20 protein-coding genes are annotated in these 16,711 nt (G+C 71.5%); 15 read left to right on the forward strand and 5 right to left on the reverse strand.

What is annotated here, in order from left to right:
• Nucleotides 1-34 precede the first annotated feature (34 nt).
• The gene (locus tag OG753_RS29435; RefSeq protein WP_383199100.1) at nucleotides 35-1,192 is read left to right on the forward strand and encodes a D-alanine--D-alanine ligase family protein; all 1,158 of its coding nucleotides are present in this window, start codon (nucleotides 35-37) and stop codon (nucleotides 1,190-1,192) included.
• Between the two features lie 88 nt (nucleotides 1,193-1,280).
• On the opposite strand, the gene OG753_RS29440 is transcribed toward OG753_RS29435, so the two are convergent.
• Together OG753_RS29440 and OG753_RS29445 are read right to left on the reverse strand one after the other, a co-directional pair.
• Complete coding sequence (locus tag OG753_RS29440; protein WP_327266949.1) at nucleotides 1,281-1,790, reverse strand: DUF3515 domain-containing protein; 510 nt, start codon at nucleotides 1,788-1,790, stop codon at nucleotides 1,281-1,283.
• Nucleotides 1,791-1,813: 23 nt separating this feature from the next.
• A complete protein-coding gene (locus OG753_RS29445) occupies nucleotides 1,814-2,047 on the reverse strand; it encodes an Lrp/AsnC family transcriptional regulator (protein ID WP_030028650.1) in 234 nt (77 codons plus the stop codon).
• A gap of 245 nt (nucleotides 2,048-2,292) precedes the next feature.
• On the opposite strand from OG753_RS29445, the gene OG753_RS29450 reads away from it, so the two are divergent.
• Both OG753_RS29450 and thiD read left to right on the forward strand, forming a co-directional pair.
• Complete coding sequence (locus tag OG753_RS29450; RefSeq protein WP_327264634.1) at nucleotides 2,293-3,276, forward strand: thiamine-phosphate kinase; 984 nt, start codon at nucleotides 2,293-2,295, stop codon at nucleotides 3,274-3,276.
• On the forward strand, nucleotides 3,273-4,073 hold the full coding sequence (gene thiD / locus OG753_RS29455; protein WP_405790777.1) for a bifunctional hydroxymethylpyrimidine kinase/phosphomethylpyrimidine kinase: 801 nt from the start codon (nucleotides 3,273-3,275) through the stop codon (nucleotides 4,071-4,073). Before OG753_RS29450 ends, thiD begins: the two co-directional genes overlap by 4 nt.
• Before the next feature lie 88 nt (nucleotides 4,074-4,161).
• Here thiD and rpmB read toward each other — a convergent pair whose 3' ends face one another.
• A complete protein-coding gene (rpmB, locus tag OG753_RS29460) occupies nucleotides 4,162-4,347 on the reverse strand; it encodes a 50S ribosomal protein L28 (protein WP_007266795.1) in 186 nt (61 codons plus the stop codon).
• 156 nt (nucleotides 4,348-4,503) lie between these two features.
• On the opposite strand from rpmB, the gene OG753_RS29465 reads away from it, so the two are divergent.
• From OG753_RS29465 to mutM, 9 genes are all read left to right on the forward strand, one after another.
• Nucleotides 4,504-6,240, forward strand: coding sequence for a DAK2 domain-containing protein (locus tag OG753_RS29465; protein ID WP_327264636.1), 1,737 nt, complete (start codon nucleotides 4,504-4,506; stop codon nucleotides 6,238-6,240).
• Nucleotides 6,241-6,266: 26 nt separating this feature from the next.
• The gene (gene recG / locus OG753_RS29470; RefSeq protein ID WP_327264637.1) at nucleotides 6,267-8,459 is read left to right on the forward strand and encodes an ATP-dependent DNA helicase RecG; all 2,193 of its coding nucleotides are present in this window, start codon (nucleotides 6,267-6,269) and stop codon (nucleotides 8,457-8,459) included.
• Between the two features lie 74 nt (nucleotides 8,460-8,533).
• The gene (rsmD, locus tag OG753_RS29475) at nucleotides 8,534-9,112 is read left to right on the forward strand and encodes a 16S rRNA (guanine(966)-N(2))-methyltransferase RsmD (protein WP_383199089.1); all 579 of its coding nucleotides are present in this window, start codon (nucleotides 8,534-8,536) and stop codon (nucleotides 9,110-9,112) included.
• A gap of 14 nt (nucleotides 9,113-9,126) precedes the next feature.
• The gene (gene coaD / locus OG753_RS29480) at nucleotides 9,127-9,606 is read left to right on the forward strand and encodes a pantetheine-phosphate adenylyltransferase (protein ID WP_327266950.1); all 480 of its coding nucleotides are present in this window, start codon (nucleotides 9,127-9,129) and stop codon (nucleotides 9,604-9,606) included.
• A 102-nt stretch (nucleotides 9,607-9,708) separates the two neighbouring features.
• Nucleotides 9,709-10,761, forward strand: coding sequence for an ATP synthase F0 subunit B (locus OG753_RS29485; protein ID WP_327264639.1), 1,053 nt, complete (start codon nucleotides 9,709-9,711; stop codon nucleotides 10,759-10,761).
• 69 nt (nucleotides 10,762-10,830) lie between these two features.
• The gene (locus OG753_RS29490; protein ID WP_405790778.1) at nucleotides 10,831-11,541 is read left to right on the forward strand and encodes a YceD family protein; all 711 of its coding nucleotides are present in this window, start codon (nucleotides 10,831-10,833) and stop codon (nucleotides 11,539-11,541) included.
• Between the two features lie 2 nt (nucleotides 11,542-11,543).
• Nucleotides 11,544-11,717: a 50S ribosomal protein L32 gene (gene rpmF, locus OG753_RS29495; protein WP_003965982.1), complete on the forward strand. Its 174-nt coding sequence runs from the start codon at nucleotides 11,544-11,546 to the stop codon at nucleotides 11,715-11,717.
• Nucleotides 11,718-11,736: 19 nt separating this feature from the next.
• Complete coding sequence (rnc, locus tag OG753_RS29500; RefSeq protein ID WP_327264641.1) at nucleotides 11,737-12,582, forward strand: ribonuclease III; 846 nt, start codon at nucleotides 11,737-11,739, stop codon at nucleotides 12,580-12,582.
• Between the two features lie 115 nt (nucleotides 12,583-12,697).
• Complete coding sequence (gene mutM / locus OG753_RS29505; RefSeq protein ID WP_405790780.1) at nucleotides 12,698-13,582, forward strand: bifunctional DNA-formamidopyrimidine glycosylase/DNA-(apurinic or apyrimidinic site) lyase; 885 nt, start codon at nucleotides 12,698-12,700, stop codon at nucleotides 13,580-13,582.
• On the opposite strand, the gene OG753_RS29510 is transcribed toward mutM, so the two are convergent.
• The gene (locus OG753_RS29510) at nucleotides 13,555-13,959 is read right to left on the reverse strand and encodes a helix-turn-helix domain-containing protein (protein ID WP_327264643.1); all 405 of its coding nucleotides are present in this window, start codon (nucleotides 13,957-13,959) and stop codon (nucleotides 13,555-13,557) included. The genes mutM and OG753_RS29510 overlap by 28 nt on opposite strands.
• 127 nt (nucleotides 13,960-14,086) lie before the next feature.
• Between OG753_RS29510 and OG753_RS29515 the strand changes: the two genes are divergently transcribed.
• The gene (locus OG753_RS29515; RefSeq protein ID WP_327264644.1) at nucleotides 14,087-14,698 is read left to right on the forward strand and encodes a flavodoxin family protein; all 612 of its coding nucleotides are present in this window, start codon (nucleotides 14,087-14,089) and stop codon (nucleotides 14,696-14,698) included.
• Between the two features lie 61 nt (nucleotides 14,699-14,759).
• Here the strand turns inward: OG753_RS29515 and OG753_RS29520 are convergent, their stop codons facing one another.
• A complete protein-coding gene (locus OG753_RS29520) occupies nucleotides 14,760-15,725 on the reverse strand; it encodes a CAP domain-containing protein (RefSeq protein ID WP_405790781.1) in 966 nt (321 codons plus the stop codon).
• Nucleotides 15,726-15,861: 136 nt separating this feature from the next.
• Here OG753_RS29520 and OG753_RS29525 point away from each other — a divergent pair, with 136 nt between their 5' ends.
• Nucleotides 15,862-16,143, forward strand: a complete 282-nt coding sequence (locus OG753_RS29525; RefSeq protein WP_150259703.1) for an acylphosphatase — start codon at nucleotides 15,862-15,864, stop codon at nucleotides 16,141-16,143.
• 348 nt (nucleotides 16,144-16,491) lie between these two features.
• Nucleotides 16,492-16,710, forward strand: a complete 219-nt coding sequence (locus tag OG753_RS29530; protein WP_030012524.1) for a hypothetical protein — start codon at nucleotides 16,492-16,494, stop codon at nucleotides 16,708-16,710.
• Nucleotide 16,711 lies beyond the last annotated feature (1 nt).

The raw sequence follows: 16,711 nt of genomic DNA on the forward strand, positions 1-16,711 counted from the left end.
TTCCGCACGTCTGAGCGGGTACTCTCGTGGCGATATGAGCAGCGAGAACCTCCCCCAGACCCCTGAGCAGCAGGGCCGCAAGCCCCGCGTGGCCGTCGTGTTCGGCGGCCGCAGCTCGGAACACGCCATCTCGGTCGTCACGGCGGGCGCCGTGCTGCGCTCCATCGACCGCTCCAAGTACGAGGTGCTGCCCATCGGCATCACCACGGACGGCCGATGGGCGCTGACCGCCGACGAGCCCGAGCGGATGGCCATTGCCGACCGCAAGCTCCCCAGCGTCGAGGAGCTCGCCGACTCCGAGGACGGCGCCGTCGTGCTCTCGGTCGACCCGGCCAGCCGCCAGGTCGTCTACACCGAACCGGGCGCCGTCCCCAAGGCCCTGGGCGAGGTGGACGTCGTCTTCCCCGTCCTGCACGGCCCCTACGGCGAGGACGGCACCCTCCAGGGCCTCCTGGAGCTCTCCGGCATCCCGTACGTCGGTTCCGGCGTCCTCGCCTCGGCCGTCGGCCAGGACAAGGACTACATGAAGCGGGTGTTCACGTCCTTCGGGCTGAGCGTCGGCCCGTACGTGACCATCCGCCCCCGCGAGTGGGAGGCCGACCGGGACGCCGCCCGCGGCCGGATCCTGGACTTCGCGGCCGAACACGGCTGGCCGCTGTTCGTGAAGCCCGCCCGGGCCGGCTCCTCCATCGGCATCACCAAGGTCGACGACGCCTCGGGCCTGGACGCCGCCGTCAAGGAGGCCCGGCGCCACGACCCGAAGATCATCGTGGAGGCGCTGCTGCGCGGCCGCGAGATCGAGTGCGGAGTCCTGGAGTTCGAGGACGGGCCGCGCGCGAGCGTCCCCGCCGAGATCCCGCCGGTCTCCAGCCACGACTTCTACGACTTCGAGGCGAAGTACATCGACTCCGCCTCCGGGATCGTGCCCGCCCCGCTCACCCCCGAGCAGACCGCAGAGGTGCAGCGGCTCGCGATCGAGGCCTTCGACGCCGCGTCCTGCGAGGGCCTGGTGCGCGCCGACTTCTTCCTCACCGAGGACGGCACCTTCGTCATCAACGAGATCAACACGATGCCGGGCTTCACGCCGATCTCCATGTACCCGCTGATGTGGCAGAAGACGGGCATCGAGTACCCGGAGCTGGTGGACCGACTGATCCAGGCGGCCCTGCGCCGCTCCACCGGCCTGCGCTGAGCGTCGTCCGCAACGCCCACCGCCCGCCGCCCGCCCCCGAGGGCGTGGCCGGCGGGCGGCGGTGTGCCCGGTACCCCGCGAGGGGTGCTCAGTAGGAGGCGATGCCCTCGGGCACGGTCGCGGAGACCGCCGTGGACAGGCCGACGAGCATCCCCGCGTCCGTGGCATGCTCCTTGTCGACCTGGACCTCCGTGTACGCCAGCCGCAGCCCGGAGGTGAACCGGAATCCCCCGCCGGACGCGGCGTCGCGTTCCTCCAGCAGCCAGGCCACTCCGTTCACATGGACGCCGTCCTGCTTCGGATCGGCCATCTTGGGGGGCTTGGGGATACCGCACCGCAGTACGATCGCCGAGCCGCCCCACGCGGCGGTCAGGTCGGACTCCGGTTCGGTTCTGGTCCGCGCCAGGCCGGCCACCGTCTCCGGAAGCTTCTCGTGCAGTGCCGCACAGAGCTTCGCGACGGCGGCGGGCGGCGTGGGCGGAGGGTCCACCCGGGCCTCGGATCCGCCCGGGGTACACGCCGCGACGGCCATGACGGCCATCGAGGCGGGCAGCGCGGACAGTGCGCGGACAGGGAGGGGCCGGCGGTGGAGTGACATCACCGGCCAAGAGTAGACGGGGGCTACAGATGGACCACCGGGCAGGTCAAGGTGCGGGTGATCCCCTCCACCTGCTGGACCTTGGCGACGACCATGCGGCCGAGCTCGTCCACGGTGTCGGCCTGGGCGCGCACGATCACGTCGTACGGGCCCGTCACGTCCTCGGCCTGGATCACCCCCGGGATCTGGCCGATGGACTCGGCGACGAACGACGCCTTGCCCACTTCGGTCTGGATAAGGATGTACGCCTGTACCACGGAACCTCCAGGGCGGCCACGAGGATCATTTCCCCTAATCTTCGGGTGGACCCCACACGATGGACAGGGCCGGGGGAAGAAGGGACGCCACGGTACCGCGTCGCCGTGCGCCGCGGGGAGACCTGCGGGCCCGGCGCCACGCACAGCGGGGCGTACGGAGAGCAGAAGTTGACGTATCTGTTGACGGTACCCAGAGCTGAGACGGCTCGCGACCGCAAGCGGACTGGGCAAGAAGGGGCACAGCGATGAAGGGCACTGTCGGCGAGCTGGGGGAGTTCGGGCTGATCAGGGAGCTCACCTCACGGCTCACCACCACCCCGGCCGTCCGGCTCGGACCGGGCGACGACGCCGCGGTGGTGTCCGCCCCCGACCGGCGGGTCGTGGCGAGCACCGACATCCTGCTGGAGGGACGGCACTTCCGGCGCGACTGGTCCACGGCCTACGACGTCGGCCGCAAGGCCGCCGCGCAGAACCTCGCCGACATCGCCGCCATGGGCGCGGTGCCGACCGCGCTGCTGCTCGGCCTCGTCGTCCCCGCCGAACTCCCGGTCACCTGGCCCACCGAGCTCATGGACGGGATCCGCGACGAGTGCCAGGTCGCCGGCGCGGCCGTGGTCGGCGGGGACGTCGTCCGCGGTGACGTCATCACCGTCGCCATCACCGCCCTCGGCGACCTGCGCAACCACGAACCGGTCCTGCGCTCCGGCGCCCAGCCCGGCGACGTCGTCGCCGTCACCGGCTGGCTCGGCTGGTCCGCGGCCGGCTTCGCCGTGCTCTCGCGCGGCTTCCGCTCCCCGCGTGCCTTCGTCGAGGCGCACCGGCGACCCGAACCGCCGTACCACGCGGGCCCCGCGGCCGCCGGACTCGGTGCCACCGCCATGACCGACGTCAGCGACGGCCTGATCGCCGACCTCGGGCACATCGCCGATGCCAGCAAGGTACGGATCGACCTGCGCTCGGCGGCCGTCGACATCCCGACCCAGATGCACGACATCGGGCAGGCCGTCGGCGTGGACCCGCTGCAGTGGGTGCTCACCGGGGGAGAGGACCACGCCATCGTGGCGACCTTCCCGCCCGACGTGAAGCTGCCCGCCCGCTGGAAGGTCATCGGCGAGGTGCTCAACCGCTCCGCGCTGCCCCAGGTGACCGTGGACGGCGCGCCCTGGACCAGTACCGGCGGCTGGGACCACTTCGGGGCCGACCCGGCCCCCCAGGACGGCACGCTGTGAGCGCCGCCCCGCCGCTGTGCCTGACCGTCGCCGGATCCGACTCCGGCGGCGGTGCGGGCATCCAGGCCGACCTCAAGACCATGCTGGCGCTCGGTGTGCACGGCATGAGCGTGGTGACCGCCGTGACGGCACAGAACTCGCTCGGGGTACGGGGAGCCTGGGAGCTGCCCGCCGAGGCCGTCACGGCCCAGTACCGGGCCGTCGTGGACGACATCGGCGTCCGGGCCGTGAAGACCGGGATGCTCTCGTCCGCCGTCCTGGTGGAGACCGTCGCCGCGCTGCTGGCCGACACCCGGGCCCCGGCCGTCGTGGACCCCGTCGGGGTCTCCAAGCACGGGGACGCGCTGCTCGCCGACTCGGCGCTGGACGCCGTACGCAAGGAGCTGCTGCCGCGGGCCACCGTGGCCACCCCCAACCTGGACGAGGTGGCCCGGCTCACGGGCGTGGTGGTGGAGAGCGAGGACGACATGCGGCGGGCCGCCGACGCGATCCTCGGTCACGGGCCCCGGTGGGCGCTGATCAAGGGCGGCCACCTCGCGGCGCACGCCCACGAGGCGGTGGACCTGCTCACCGACGGCACCGAGGAACGGTGGCTGCGCGCCCCCCGGTACGACAACCGGCACACCCACGGCACCGGCTGCACCCTCGCCAGCGCGATCGCGGCGGGCCTGGCCAAGGGACTGCCCGTCCCGGAGGCCGTCACCGCCGCCAAGGAGTACGTCACGGGCGCCATCGCCGCCGGCTTCGCGCTCGGCGGGGGCATCGGCCCGGTGGATCACGCCTGGCAGTGGCGCTGAGCCGCACCGGACAAGGCAAAAGGCCGGTTCACCAGAGGTGAACCGGCCTTTTTGGCAACCGGAAAGGGCTGCGCTACGACGGGAGGCGTCAGCGCGAGACCTTGCCGGCCTTGATGCACGAGGTGCAGGCGTTGAGGCGCTTCGGCGTCCCATTGACCACGGCACGGACGCGCTGGATGTTCGGGTTCCAGCGACGCGAGGTGCGGCGGTGCGAGTGGGAGATGTTGTTGCCGAAGCTCGGCCCCTTGGCGCAAACGTCGCAGTTGGCAGCCACAGGTCACTCCAAGACTTCAGATGCAATTACAGTGAAACCGGCGCACCGGATTCAGAGGTCTGAAGTGGTTTGCCGGGGGAATGGCCCGACTCTCGCCGGGCAACCGGAGCAGCATACAACGACTGCGTCCGTCCAAGAAAACTACCATGGCTGCCGATGCCCCCGCCCCGCGGTCCGGACGTCCGGGCAGTCCTTCGTTACCCTGCGGTGAACCCTGGCCCGCACAAGGAGGAACGCCCGGTGCCGCACGAGCAGCAGCCGCAGTCACCTGACGTGCTCGACGCCGAAGCGGTGCGCACCTGGAGCTCGCTTTCCCTGGCCGCACTGGGCCGGGCCCGCGAGGACATCGACGCGATCAACGTCTACCCGGTCGCCGACGCGGACACCGGAACCAACCTGTACCTCACCGCCGAATCGGCCGACCTCGCGCTGGCCGAGACCTTCGCGAAGGTGACCGAGGGCACAGCACGGACCTCCGTCGACCAGGCCGTACGGGCCTGGGCGCACGGTGCGCTCGTCGGCGCCCGCGGGAACTCCGGGACGATCCTGGCGCAGCTGCTGCGCGGAGTGGCCGACGTACTCGGAGCGCAGCCCGGGGAACCGGTGTCCGGCGGGCTGCTGGCCCGGGCGCTCACCCGGGCCGCGGAGGAGGCGTACGAGGCCGTCGCGCACCCGGTGGAGGGCACCATGCTCACCGTCGCCGGAGCCGCCGCCCGGGCCGGCGAGGCGGTCGCAGCCGCCGCCGGGACCGCGGTCGAGGTGGCCCGCGCCGCCTACGACGGGGCGCGCGCCGCCCTCGCCGAGACCCCCGGGCAGCTCGCCGCGCTGGGCCGGGCCGGGGTGGTCGACGCCGGGGGCTGCGGGCTGGTCGTCGTCTTCGGGGCCCTGTGGCAGGCACTGTCCGGCCAGGAGCCGGCCGCCGAACCGGTACGCGGCCGGGCCGTGCCCGTGCCGCAGACGCCCGAACCCTGTGCCCAGGAGGACGACGGACCCGCGTACGAGGTGATCTACCTGCTGGAGGCCTCCGAGGCGGCGGTCGGCGAACTGCGCGAACGGCTCGACGGGCTCGGCGACTCACTGGTCGTGGTCGGCGGCGACGGGCTGTGGAACGTCCACGTCCACGTCGACGATCCCGGCGCGGCCGTGGAGGCCGGAGTCGTGGCCGGGCGGCCGTACCGCATACGGATCACGCACTTCGGGGACGAACGGCGCCGGGCACGGGGCGAGCGCGCCCAGCGCGCCGTGGTCGCCGTCGTCCCCGGTGAGGGGCTGGCCGGACTGTGCGGGGAGGCGGGCGCGACCACCGTGCTCGTGCGCCCCGGGCAGGCACCCGCCGTCGCCGAACTCCTCGACGCCGTCCGCCGTGCGCACGCCCGCGAGGTGGTGCTCCTGCAGGGCGGCGCCGAGCTGCGCGCCGCCTCGGCCGCGGCGGCCGAACAGGCCCGCGCCGAGGGCGTGCGGGTGGCCGTGATCCCCACCCGCTCCGCTGTGCAGGGCCTGGCCGCCCTCGCCGTGCACGACCCGGAGGGCACCTTCGACGAGGACGTGGTCGCCATGACGGCGGCCGCGGGCGCCACCCGGTACGGGGAACTGGCCGTCGCCGAACGGCAGTCCTTCACCTCGGCCGGCATCTGCCAGGCCGGCGACGTGCTCGGCCTCATCGACGGGGACGTCGCGGTCATCGGCTCGGACCTGACCGAGACCGCCGAGGCCGTCCTGGACCGGATGCTGGGCTCCGGCGGCGAACTCGTCACCCTGGTCCTGGGACCCGACGTGCCGGACGCCGTGGCCGAGCGCCTGGAGGCGTACGTCCAGCACGGCCACCTCGCCGTGGACACCGTCACCTACCACGGCGGCCGGTACTCGGCGCCGCTCCTCATCGGGGTGGAATAGCGGGCTTGTCAGCGCCATGGTGTGCAATGGAACACGTGCCCGCGCTCGACGAAGACCTCAAGAAGACGCTCGGACCCGCCACCGCCAAGGTGCTGGCCGAGCAGCTCGGCCTGCACACGGCCCTGGACCTCCTCCACCACTACCCGAGAAGGTACGCGGAGCGCGGTGAACTGACCTCGCTGGCCGAGCTCGCCGATCAGATCGACGAGCACGTGACCGTCGTCGCGCAGGTCGCCGACGCCCGGATCCTGACCTTCAACGGGGGCCGCGGCAAGCGTCTGGAAGTGACCATCACCGACGGCAGCGGCCGGCTCCAGCTGGTCTTCTTCGGCGCCGGGGTCCACAAGCCGCACAAGGACCTGCTGCCGGGGACGCGCGCCATGTTCGCGGGCAAGGTCGGCATGTTCAACCGCAAGCTCCAGCTCTCCCACCCCGCCTACGAGCCGCTCGGCGCCGACGCCTCCGACCGGGACGCCGCGACCGCCTTCGCCCATCAGCTCATCCCGATCTACCCGGCCTGCGCGAAGCTGGAGTCCTGGAAGATCGCCAAGTGCGTGGACGCGGTGCTGCCCAGCGCCCAGGAGGCCGTGGACCCGCTGCCGCCCGCCCTGCGCGAGGGCCGCGGGCTGGTCCCGCTCACCGAGGCCCTCCTGAAGATCCACCGGCCGGGCACCAAGGCCGACATCGAGGACGCCCGCCAGCGCCTGAAGTGGGACGAGGCCTTCGTCCTCCAGGTCGCCCTGGCCCGCCGCCGCCACGCCGACTCCCAGCTCCCGGCCGTCCCCCGCCGCCCGGTCCCCGGCGGCCTGCTCGACTCGTTCGACGCCAAGCTGCCCTTCACCCTCACCGACGGCCAGCAGAAGGTCTCGAAGGAGATCTTCGACGACCTGGCCACCAGCCACCCCATGCACCGCCTCCTGCAGGGCGAAGTCGGAAGCGGGAAGACGATGGTGGCCCTGCGGGCCATGCTCGCCGTCGTCGACAGCGGCGGGCAGGCGGCCATGCTCGCGCCCACCGAGGTGCTCGCGCAGCAGCACCACCGCTCCATCACCGAGATGATGGGCGAGCTCGCCGAGGGGGGCATGCTCGGCGGCTCCGACCAGGGCACCAAGGTGGTGCTGCTCACCGGCTCCATGGGCGTGCCCGCCCGCCGCAGGGCACTGCTCGACCTGGTCACCGGTGAGGCCGGGATCGTGATCGGCACGCACGCGTTGATCGAGGACAAGGTGCAGTTCCACGACCTCGGCCTGGTGGTCGTGGACGAACAGCACCGCTTCGGGGTGGAGCAGCGCGACGCGCTGCGGTCCAAGGGGAAGCAGCCCCCGCACCTGCTGGTCATGACCGCGACCCCGATCCCGCGCACGGTCGCCATGACCGTCTTCGGCGACCTGGAGACCTCCGTCCTCGACCAGCTGCCGGCCGGACGCTCCCCGATCGCGACGCACGTGGTGCCCTCGAAGGACAAGCCGCACTTCCTCGCACGGGCCTGGGAACGGGTCCGCGAGGAGGTCGAGAAGGGGCACCAGGCGTATGTGGTCTGCCCCCGCATCGGCGACGGGGAGGACGACCCGAAGAAGAAGGCCGCCGAGGACGACGGCGACAGGCGGCCGCCGCTCGCGGTCGTGGAGATCGCCGAGCAGCTCACGCGCGGACCCCTGGCCGGGATGAGCGTCGAGGTGCTGCACGGCCGGATGGACCCCGCCGACAAGGACGACGTCATGCGCCGGTTCGCCGCCGGCGAGGTCAAGGTGCTGGTCGCCACCACCGTCATCGAGGTCGGGGTGAACGTCCCCAACTCCACCGCCATGGTCATCATGGACGCGGACCGGTTCGGCGTCTCCCAGCTCCACCAGCTGCGCGGCCGCGTCGGCCGCGGCTCCGCGCCCGGCCTGTGCCTGCTGGTCAGCGAGATGCACGAGGCCAGCCCCGCCCGGGCCCGGCTGGCCGCCGTCGCCGCCACCCTGGACGGCTTCGAGCTCTCCCGGATCGACCTGGAGCAGCGCCGCGAGGGAGACGTCCTCGGCCAGGCCCAGTCCGGGGTGCGCTCCTCGCTGCGCATGCTCGCCGTCATCGAGGACGAGGAGGTCATCGCCGAGGCACGGGAGGAGGCCACCCGCGTCGTCGCCGAGGACCCCGCCCTGGAGGGCCTGCCGGGCCTGCGGACCGCGCTGGACGCCCTGCTGGACACCGAGCGCGAGCAGTACCTGGAGAAGGGCTGAGCTGCACGACCTATCGTTGGAGTGCCGCGGCAGCGCCGGGGCACTCCACCCACCGCCGCACCGAAGGACCCCAGATGACCCGCGTGATCGCCGGCAGTGCCCGCGGGCGACGGCTGGCCGTGCCCCCCGGCACCGGCACCCGGCCGACCTCGGACCGGATGCGCGAAGGCCTCTTCTCGACCTGGGAGTCGCTGCACGGCGTCGAAGGGGCCCGGGTTCTCGACCTGTACGGCGGCTCCGGCGCCGTCGGCCTGGAATCCCTCTCCCGGGGCGCGGCCCACACCCTGCTCGTCGAGGCCGACGCCAAGGCCGCCAAGGCGATCCGGGACAACATCCGGACCCTGGGCCTGCCCGGTGCGGAGTTCCGCGCCGGCAAGGCCGAGCAGATCGTGGCGGCCCGGGCCGCCGGGGACCCGTACGACATCGTCTTCCTGGACCCGCCGTACGCCGCGGACAGCGCGGACCTGCAGGAGATCCTCCTCACACTCCGGTCCAATGGCTGGATCACGGACGATGCGCTCGTCACCGTGGAGCGCAGCACCAGGAGCGGTGCCTTCCCGTGGCCCGAGGGCTTCGAGCCGCTCCGGTCGCGCAAGTACGGTGAGGGCACCCTGTGGTACGGCCGCGCCGCTTTCACCGGCGAAGACTCATGAACGAGGGAGTTCAGTTGCGCCGCGCCGTCTGTCCGGGGTCCTTCGACCCCATCCACAACGGACACCTCGACATCATCGGACGCGCCTCGAGGCTCTACGACGTCGTCCACGTCGCCGTGGGGATCAACGAGACGAAGCAGGGCCTGTTCACCGTCGAGGAGCGGATGGAGCTGATCCGCGAGGCGACGGCCGACTACGGAAACATCCAGGTCGAGGCCTTCCGGGGCCTGCTCGTCGACTTCTGCAAGCAGCGGGACATCCCGGCCATCGTCAAGGGCCTGCGCGCGGTCAGCGATTTCGACTACGAGCTGCAGATGGCCCAGATGAACATGGGCCTGTCGGGCGTCGACACACTGTTCGTCCCGACCATTCCCACCTACAGCTTCCTGTCCTCCTCGCTGGTCAAGGAGGTCGCGACCTGGGGCGGCGACGTCGCCCACCTGCTGCCGGCGCACGTCCACGCGGCGCTCCTGGAGCGGCTGCGCAACCGCTGAGCAACTGACGGGCTGTCAGGCAGTGTCGGGGGCCCGCCCGGTGGCCTTACAGTCGTCCCGTCCGTCTCAGGAACCGCCTGAGGCCGAGAGAGTGCGAGCCCCATGGACGTGCAGAAGAAGCTCGACGAGATCGTCGCGGCCGTCGGCGGCGCCCGGTCCATGCCCATGTCGGCCTCCTGCGTGATCAACCGCGCCGAGCTGCTCGCGCAGCTCGAGGAGGTGCGCGAGGCGCTGCCCGGCTCGCTCGCGCAGGCCCAGGAGCTCATCGGCGGCCGCGAGCAGATGGTCGAGGAGGCCCGCCGGGAGGCGGAGCGGATCATCGACGCGGCCCACAACCAGCGCGGTTCGCTGATCTCCGACACCGAGATCGCGCGGCGCTCCCAGGCCGAGGCGGACCGGATCCTGGACGAGGCCCGCCGGGAGGCCGAGGAGATCAGGGCCGAGGCCGACGACTACGTCGACAGCAAGCTCGCGAACTTCGAGGTCGTGCTGAGCAAGACCATCGGGTCGGTGGACCGGGGCCGCGAGAAGCTCCTGGGCCGCGGCCCGGGCCTGGACGAGCACGGCTATCCGGACATGGACGCGCCCGAGCGCAGCGATGATCCGCAGACGCAGCGGCAGCAGGCCGACGCCTACGTGGACACCAAACTGGCGACCTTCGAGGCGGTGCTCTCCAAGACCCTGGAGGCCGTGGGCCGCGGCCGGCAGAAGCTCCTGGGCCGGGTCCCCTCGGACGACCTGGGCGTGCACATGGCCGCGCAGGACGCCGCGGGCGGACCGTCCTCCCGCTCGGCGAGCGACTCGGACTTCCTGGCGGGCCTGGCGGAGCCGGAGCCGCTGCACGTGCAGGCGCCCATCCCGGCGCAGCCGGAGCCCGTGTACGACACGTACGCCTACCAGCAGCCGGCGCAGCCCGCCGCCCAGCAGCAGGACGCGTACGCCTACCAGGACCCGTACGGCGGCTACCAGCAGCAGCCGGACCCGTACGCGGCCTACCAGCAGCAGCCCGACCCCTACGCGGCCTACCAGCAGCAGGGCCACCAGCAGGGCCAGCAGCAGGCACAGGCCGGGCAGCCCTCGCTCGACGAGACCAGCCTGTTCGACACCAGCATGATCAACCTGGACCAGCTGCGTCAGTACGAACAGGGGCGCTAGGCCCGGATTGGGCACTGGGCGCCGCTGCGGGTATCCTGGCTCTTCGGTCGCGCGTATGCACCGCGATCCATGCTGCCCTGGGGCGGCGGAATTTTTGATCTTCAGCGATCTGTGAAAGCAGGAACGGCCCTGAATACCCGCCTCGACCACCGCAACCCCCTCGTGTTCGACACGCACGAGCTGGGCCGGCGTCCTGGTGCCATGCAGCGGCTGTCCCGTGAGATCGCGGCACCGGCGGACTTCGGTCTCGTCGGCGTCATCGGAGTGCCGGAAGGCGCCCCGGTGAAGCTCAGGCTCCGCCTGGAGTCGGTCATGGAAGGGGTGCTTGTCACAGGCACCGCCCGTGCGTCGGCCGTAGGGGAGTGCGTAAGGTGTCTGGAGTCCGTCGAGCGCGAGCTCAAGGCGGACTTCCAGGAGATGTTCTCGTACCCTGACGCCGACGACCGGAGCCGCTCCAAGGCGGAACCGGCCGACGACGCCGAGGACGACGAGGACACGCTCTACCTCGAGGACGGCTTGTTCGACCTCGAACCCGTGCTGCGGGATGTGGTGGTGCTTGCACTGCCCATGCAGCCGGTGTGCCGGGAGGACTGTCTCGGACTGTGCCCCGATTGCGGGCTCAGCCTGAACGACGACCCGGACCACCACCATGACGCCGTCGACATCCGTTGGGCGGCATTGCAGGGACTCGTCGTGACCGATCAGGACGACGAGAAGGACAACATGAGCGGCACTGCCTCTGACGGAGTTCAGGGCGCCGCCGAGAAGCAGGAGAAGTAGCCGTGGCTGTTCCGAAGCGGAAGATGTCGCGCAGCAACACGCGCCACCGCCGGTCGCAGTGGAAGGCTGCGGTCCCCACCCTGGTTTCGTGCGAGCGTTGCCAGGAGCCGAAGCTCCAGCACATTGCGTGCCCGAGCTGCGGCACCTACAACAAGCGCCAGGTCCTCGAGGTCTGAGCGGCTGGTGAGAGGCGCAATGTCTGAGCTGTCCAACGCTGAGAAGCAGGCAGACAGTAACAACGCGGCCTCGTCCCACACGCTTCTGGAAGGGCGGCTCGGGTATCAACTCGAGTCCGCCCTTCTGGTGCGTGCACTGACCCACCGCTCGTACGCGTACGAGAACGGCGGTCTGCCCACCAACGAACGCCTGGAGTTCCTCGGGGACTCCGTGCTGGGACTGGTGGTCACGGACACGCTGTACACGACCCACCCGGATCTCCCCGAAGGCCAGCTGGCCAAGCTTCGGGCCGCGGTGGTCAACTCGCGCGCACTGGCGGAGGTCGGGCGCGGCCTCGAACTCGGCTCCTTCATCCGGCTCGGCCGGGGCGAAGAGGGCACGGGCGGCCGGGACAAGGCCTCCATCCTCGCCGACACCCTTGAAGCGGTGATCGGCGCGGTTTACCTCGATCAGGGCCTCGACGCGGCCTCGGAGCTGGTTCACCGGCTCTTCGACCCGCTCATCGAGAAGTCCTCGAACCTCGGGGCCGGCCTGGACTGGAAGACCAGTCTCCAGGAACTCACGGCGGCCGAAGGCCTTGGCGTGCCCGAGTACCTGGTCTCCGAGACAGGTCCGGACCACGAGAAGACCTTCACTGCTGCCGCTCGCGTCGGTGGTGTCTCGTACGGCACCGGCACCGGCCGCAGCAAGAAGGAAGCGGAACAGCAGGCTGCGGAGTCCGCATGGCGCGGAATCCGTGCCGCCGCGGACGAGCGGACCGCGGCGGCAGCCGTCGCCGCCGCCGCTCCGGCCGAGGTATCGGCTTCGGCCGAGGCCGTGGACGGCGGGGTGCCGACGCCCGCCGACTCGGCGCCGGACGCCTGACCCTTCCTTCGGGATCCACCCGCCCGCCCCTGCCTCGCAGGGGCGGGCGGTTCCGTTTTCCGGCGGCCGGTACGCTCGCCGGGAGCGTCAGATCCACTCCCACCGGAGGTGCCCCGTGCCCGAGTTGCCCGAAGTCGAAGTCGTGCGGCGGGGGCTCGAGCGCTGGGTGGCCGGACGGACCGTCGAGGCCGTCGAGGTCCTGCACCCGCGGGCGGTGCGGCGTCATCCGGGCGGCGGCGCCGACTTCGCGGCGCGGCTGCGCGGGGAGACCGTCGGAGTGCCGCAGCGGCGCGGGAAGTACCTGTGGCTGCCGCTGGAGGGCCGGGACCTGTCCGTGCTCGGGCATCTCGGGATGAGCGGGCAGCTGCTGGTGCAGCCCGAGGGCGCCCCCGACGAGAAGCACCTGCGGATCAGGGTGCGCTTCACTGATTCCGGCAGCGGCTCCGCCACGGGCGCCGCGGGGACGGAGCTGCGCTTCGTGGACCAGCGGACCTTCGGCGGGCTCTCCCTGCACGAGAACACGGCCGACGGGCTGCCCGACGTGATCGCGCACATCGCGCGGGACCCCCTGGACCCGCTGTTCGACGAGGTGGCCTACCACCTCGCACTGCGCGCCAGACGGACCACCGTCAAGCGGGCGCTGCTGGACCAGTCCCTGATCAGCGGGGTCGGCAACATCTACGCGGACGAGGCGCTGTGGCGCGCCCGGCTGCACTACGAGCGCCCCACCGCCAACCTCACGCGCCCCCGGAGCACGGAACTCCTCGGGCATGTCCGCGACGTCATGAACGCCGCGCTCGACGTCGGCGGCACCAGCTTCGACAGCCTCTACGTCAACGTGAACGGCGAGTCGGGCTACTTCGACCGTTCGCTCGACGCCTACGGGCGCGAGGACGAACCCTGCCGGCGCTGCGGCACCCCCATGCGCCGCCGCCCGTGGATGAACAGGTCGAGCTACTTCTGTCCGCGCTGTCAGCGGCCGCCGCGCGTGGCGTCGTAGGACTCCCGGGCGGTCAGCACCGCCGGCATGCTCCCCTCCAGGCAGTGGATGAGTGCGAGCAGCCGGTCCGCGACCTCGGCGCCGAGCGGGGTCAGTTCGTAGTCGACGCGCGGCGGGTTGGTCGGCTGCGCCTCGCGGTTGACTATGCCGTCGCGCTCCAGCGCGTGCAGGGTCTGCGAGAGCATCTTCTCGCTCACGCCCTCCACCCGGCGGCGCAGCTCGTTGAAGCGGCACGGGCCCTCGCGCAGGGCTCCCACAGTGAGGCTGCCCCAGCGGCCGGTGACGTGCTCCAGGGTTTCCCGGGACGGGCAGGCGCGCGCGAAGACGTCGAACGGTTGCCCGGTCTCCAGGGCATCGGTGCAGGCGGGGGTCTCCATGCGGACCAGCGTACGCCCCTACAGCGCTAACTCGTGGGTTGCGCTTTCTAAAAGTTAGTGATTCTCTTTCTCTCGTCGCACCACACCCCGTGCTGCGGCGAGAGTTCCCCCGAGGGAGAGATCAGCCTTGTCCGCAATCACGCACACCCCCGTCGTCTCGATCGCCTACCACTCCGGTTACGGCCACACCGCCGTCGTCGCCGAGGCAGTCCGCGCCGGCGCCGTGGACGCCGGGGCGACCGTCCACCTGATCAAGGTCGACGAGATCGACGACGCGCAGTGGGAGCTGCTCGACGCGTCCGACGCGATCGTCTTCGGCTCCCCGACCTACATGGGTACCGCCTCCGGCGCCTTCCACGTCTTCGCCGAGGCCAGCTCGAAGCGCTGGTTCGGTGACGCCTGGCAGGACAAGGTGGCGGCCGGCTTCACGAACTCGGCGTCCAAGAGCGGCGACAAGCTGCACACCCTGCAGTTCTTCCAGATCCTGGCCGCGCAGCACGGCATGAGCTGGGTCAACCTGGGCCTGAAGCCGGGCTGGAACTCCAGCACGGCCTCCGAGAACGACCTGAACCGTCTCGGCTTCTTCGCCGGCGCCGCCGCCCAGTCCAACTCCGACGAAGGTGCGGACGCCGTTCACAAGGCCGACATCGCGACCGCCGAGCACCTGGGCCGGCGCGTTGCCGAGCAGACCCGCATCGTCATCGCGGGCCGCGCGGCCCTGGCCGACGCGGCGGTCTGAGCCGCCGCGGTCTGAGCCGCAGCGGTCCGGGCCCTGTGCCCGGTCCCGACCGGGCTCGCCGTCAGAAGCCGAAGTCCTGCGTCCACCAGGGGCCGCCGGCGGCGAAGTGGGCGCCGACGCCCAGCGTGCGGAACTCGCAGTTGAGGATGTTCGCCTTATGGCCCGGGCTGTTCATCCAGGCCTTCATCACGGCCTCGGCGTCACCCTGGCCGCGGGCTATGTTCTCGCCGCCGAGGCCCGAGAGGCCGGCCTTGGCGGCTCGGTCCCAGGGCGTGTTGCCGTCGGGGTCGTCGTGGCCGAAGAAGCCGCGGTTCGCCATGTCCAGGCTGAAGGCCCCGGCCAGCGTCGCCAGCGGCGGATTGGCCCGCACCGGGCCGCAGCCGGCCAGTGCGCGCTCCTGGTTCACCAGCTCGACGACGGCGGCCTCCTCCGCGGAGTGGCCGTCCAGCGGCGGCCGGGGCGCCGGGGTGGCGGACACCGAAGGCGCCGGGCTCTTGGAGGGCGGCGCCGGGACGACCGGCGCGACCGGGGTGGCCGGCGCGGGCGGAGCGGCAGGGCGCGTGCGCGGGGCCTTGGTGGAAGGGGCCGGCGTGGGGGAGGCGCTCGGCGCGGCGGACGGGGAGGCCGCGGGGGAGCTGCTCGGGCTCGGGGAGGAGCTCGGCGAAGAGCTGGGCGAAGAGCTCGGGGACGCCGAAGGGGAGGCGGACGCGGAGGCGGGAGCGGACGGCTTCGGGGAGGCACTGCCCGCGCCGGTGCCCGCGGAGGCGCGGCCGGAGAGGTTCGCGAGACCGCCCTGCTGCTCCATTGCCGCATCGGGATCGGGCGAGGCCTTGGCCGCCGCGGTGGGGTCGTCCGTGGCGCTGACACCCACATAGGGGAAGGAGCCGCCGACCGGAACCATGCCGGTGGTGACGGCCGCCGTGCCGAGGGCCACGGCCACCGAGACGCCCAGCAGGCCGGTGCGCAGAACGGTGCCGCGCTTGCCGCCGCCGCCGTGCGGCGGGGCGGGGAGTCGGTGACGTCCCATCGGAGCGAGCCTTCCTTGCCGGATCAAGATCATCCCTTACCCACCCAAATGGGTGAGTTCATTGGTGCGCGACTGTACGCCATGGGGCCAGGGGGGCGATGTGTCCCGAAAGTGCCCGCCCGGTTAGCGTTCACGCATGAATGAAGATGTCCGCCTGATCGCCTGGGTGCGCGGTCGTGTGCAGGGAGTGGGCTTCCGCTGGTTCACCAGGGAGAACGCTCTGGAGATCGGCGGGGTCGTCGGCTTCGCGCTCAACCTCGACGACGGGCGGGTGCAGGTGGTCGCCGAAGGTCAACGTGAGAATTGCCACCGGCTGCTCGACTGGCTGCGGTCCTCCGACACGCCCGGCCGGGTGGACGGAGTGACAGAGATCTGGGGCACACCGCGCGGTGGCTACGACGGATTCGGGATGCGGTGACCGATCGCCTGATCATGCACTCATCACATCTCCGAGCGGCCGCACACGGTCGGAACTGGGCATTCGTCGTCGACGCGTTGCCGACGGGGGCGATCCGTGGAAGGCTCGGAGATGAGGATGATCTCCACATCCCTTGCGGGGGCCGGGGTGCCCGCCGATACGGGGCGTGATCGTGTTGACCGTCAAACTTTTTGGTGAGACGCTGGAAGCCCCGCGCACCTGAGCTGTTTGGCAGTGTTGGCAGTAGTAAGCGCAGTGACTGTCAGTCGCTGCCGGACATCCGCGGGTGCGATTCCCTCACGACCCACACCGCTTCGGTCGGTCACTCAGTGTGGAGGACCATCCATCATGGCAAAGGCGCTTCTCGGTTACGTCGGCGGTTCCGACCCGCGACTCCTCGCCGAGATGCGACGGCTTCAGCAGCGCGTCCAGGACCTCGAGTCCGAGCTCGTACGGATTCAGTCCGAAAATGACGCGCTGAACGCGGCCGCCGCTCAGCACGACGGAGACTCGCTGCTCGGCAGCATCGACATCGACGTACCCCAGGCGGAGCCTGCGCTCACCTGAC

This window comes from Streptomyces sp. NBC_00029, assembly GCF_045160505.1.
Taxonomy (GTDB): domain Bacteria; phylum Actinomycetota; class Actinomycetes; order Streptomycetales; family Streptomycetaceae; genus Streptomyces.

What these genes read in the sequence shown, in the direction of transcription:
- OG753_RS29450 (WP_327264634.1), top strand. Translation starts at nt 2,293, where the DNA reads ATGAAGGGCACTGTCGGCGAGCTGGGGGAGTTCGGGCTGATCAGGGAG.
- rnc (WP_327264641.1), top strand. Translation starts at nt 11,737, where the DNA reads ATGTCTGAGCTGTCCAACGCTGAGAAGCAGGCAGACAGTAACAACGCG.
- OG753_RS29510 (WP_327264643.1), bottom strand. Translation starts at nt 13,959, where the DNA reads ATGGAGACCCCCGCCTGCACCGATGCCCTGGAGACCGGGCAACCGTTC.
- rsmD (WP_383199089.1), top strand. Translation starts at nt 8,534, where the DNA reads ATGACCCGCGTGATCGCCGGCAGTGCCCGCGGGCGACGGCTGGCCGTG.
- OG753_RS29520 (WP_405790781.1), bottom strand. Translation starts at nt 15,725, where the DNA reads ATGGGACGTCACCGACTCCCCGCCCCGCCGCACGGCGGCGGCGGCAAG.
- OG753_RS29490 (WP_405790778.1), top strand. Translation starts at nt 10,831, where the DNA reads ATGCTGCCCTGGGGCGGCGGAATTTTTGATCTTCAGCGATCTGTGAAA.
- OG753_RS29435 (WP_383199100.1), top strand. Translation starts at nt 35, where the DNA reads ATGAGCAGCGAGAACCTCCCCCAGACCCCTGAGCAGCAGGGCCGCAAG.
- OG753_RS29440 (WP_327266949.1), bottom strand. Translation starts at nt 1,790, where the DNA reads ATGTCACTCCACCGCCGGCCCCTCCCTGTCCGCGCACTGTCCGCGCTG.
- OG753_RS29465 (WP_327264636.1), top strand. Translation starts at nt 4,504, where the DNA reads ATGCCCCCGCCCCGCGGTCCGGACGTCCGGGCAGTCCTTCGTTACCCT.
- recG (WP_327264637.1), top strand. Translation starts at nt 6,267, where the DNA reads ATGGAACACGTGCCCGCGCTCGACGAAGACCTCAAGAAGACGCTCGGA.
- OG753_RS29485 (WP_327264639.1), top strand. Translation starts at nt 9,709, where the DNA reads ATGGACGTGCAGAAGAAGCTCGACGAGATCGTCGCGGCCGTCGGCGGC.
- OG753_RS29525 (WP_150259703.1), top strand. Translation starts at nt 15,862, where the DNA reads ATGAATGAAGATGTCCGCCTGATCGCCTGGGTGCGCGGTCGTGTGCAG.
- OG753_RS29530 (WP_030012524.1), top strand. Translation starts at nt 16,492, where the DNA reads ATGGCAAAGGCGCTTCTCGGTTACGTCGGCGGTTCCGACCCGCGACTC.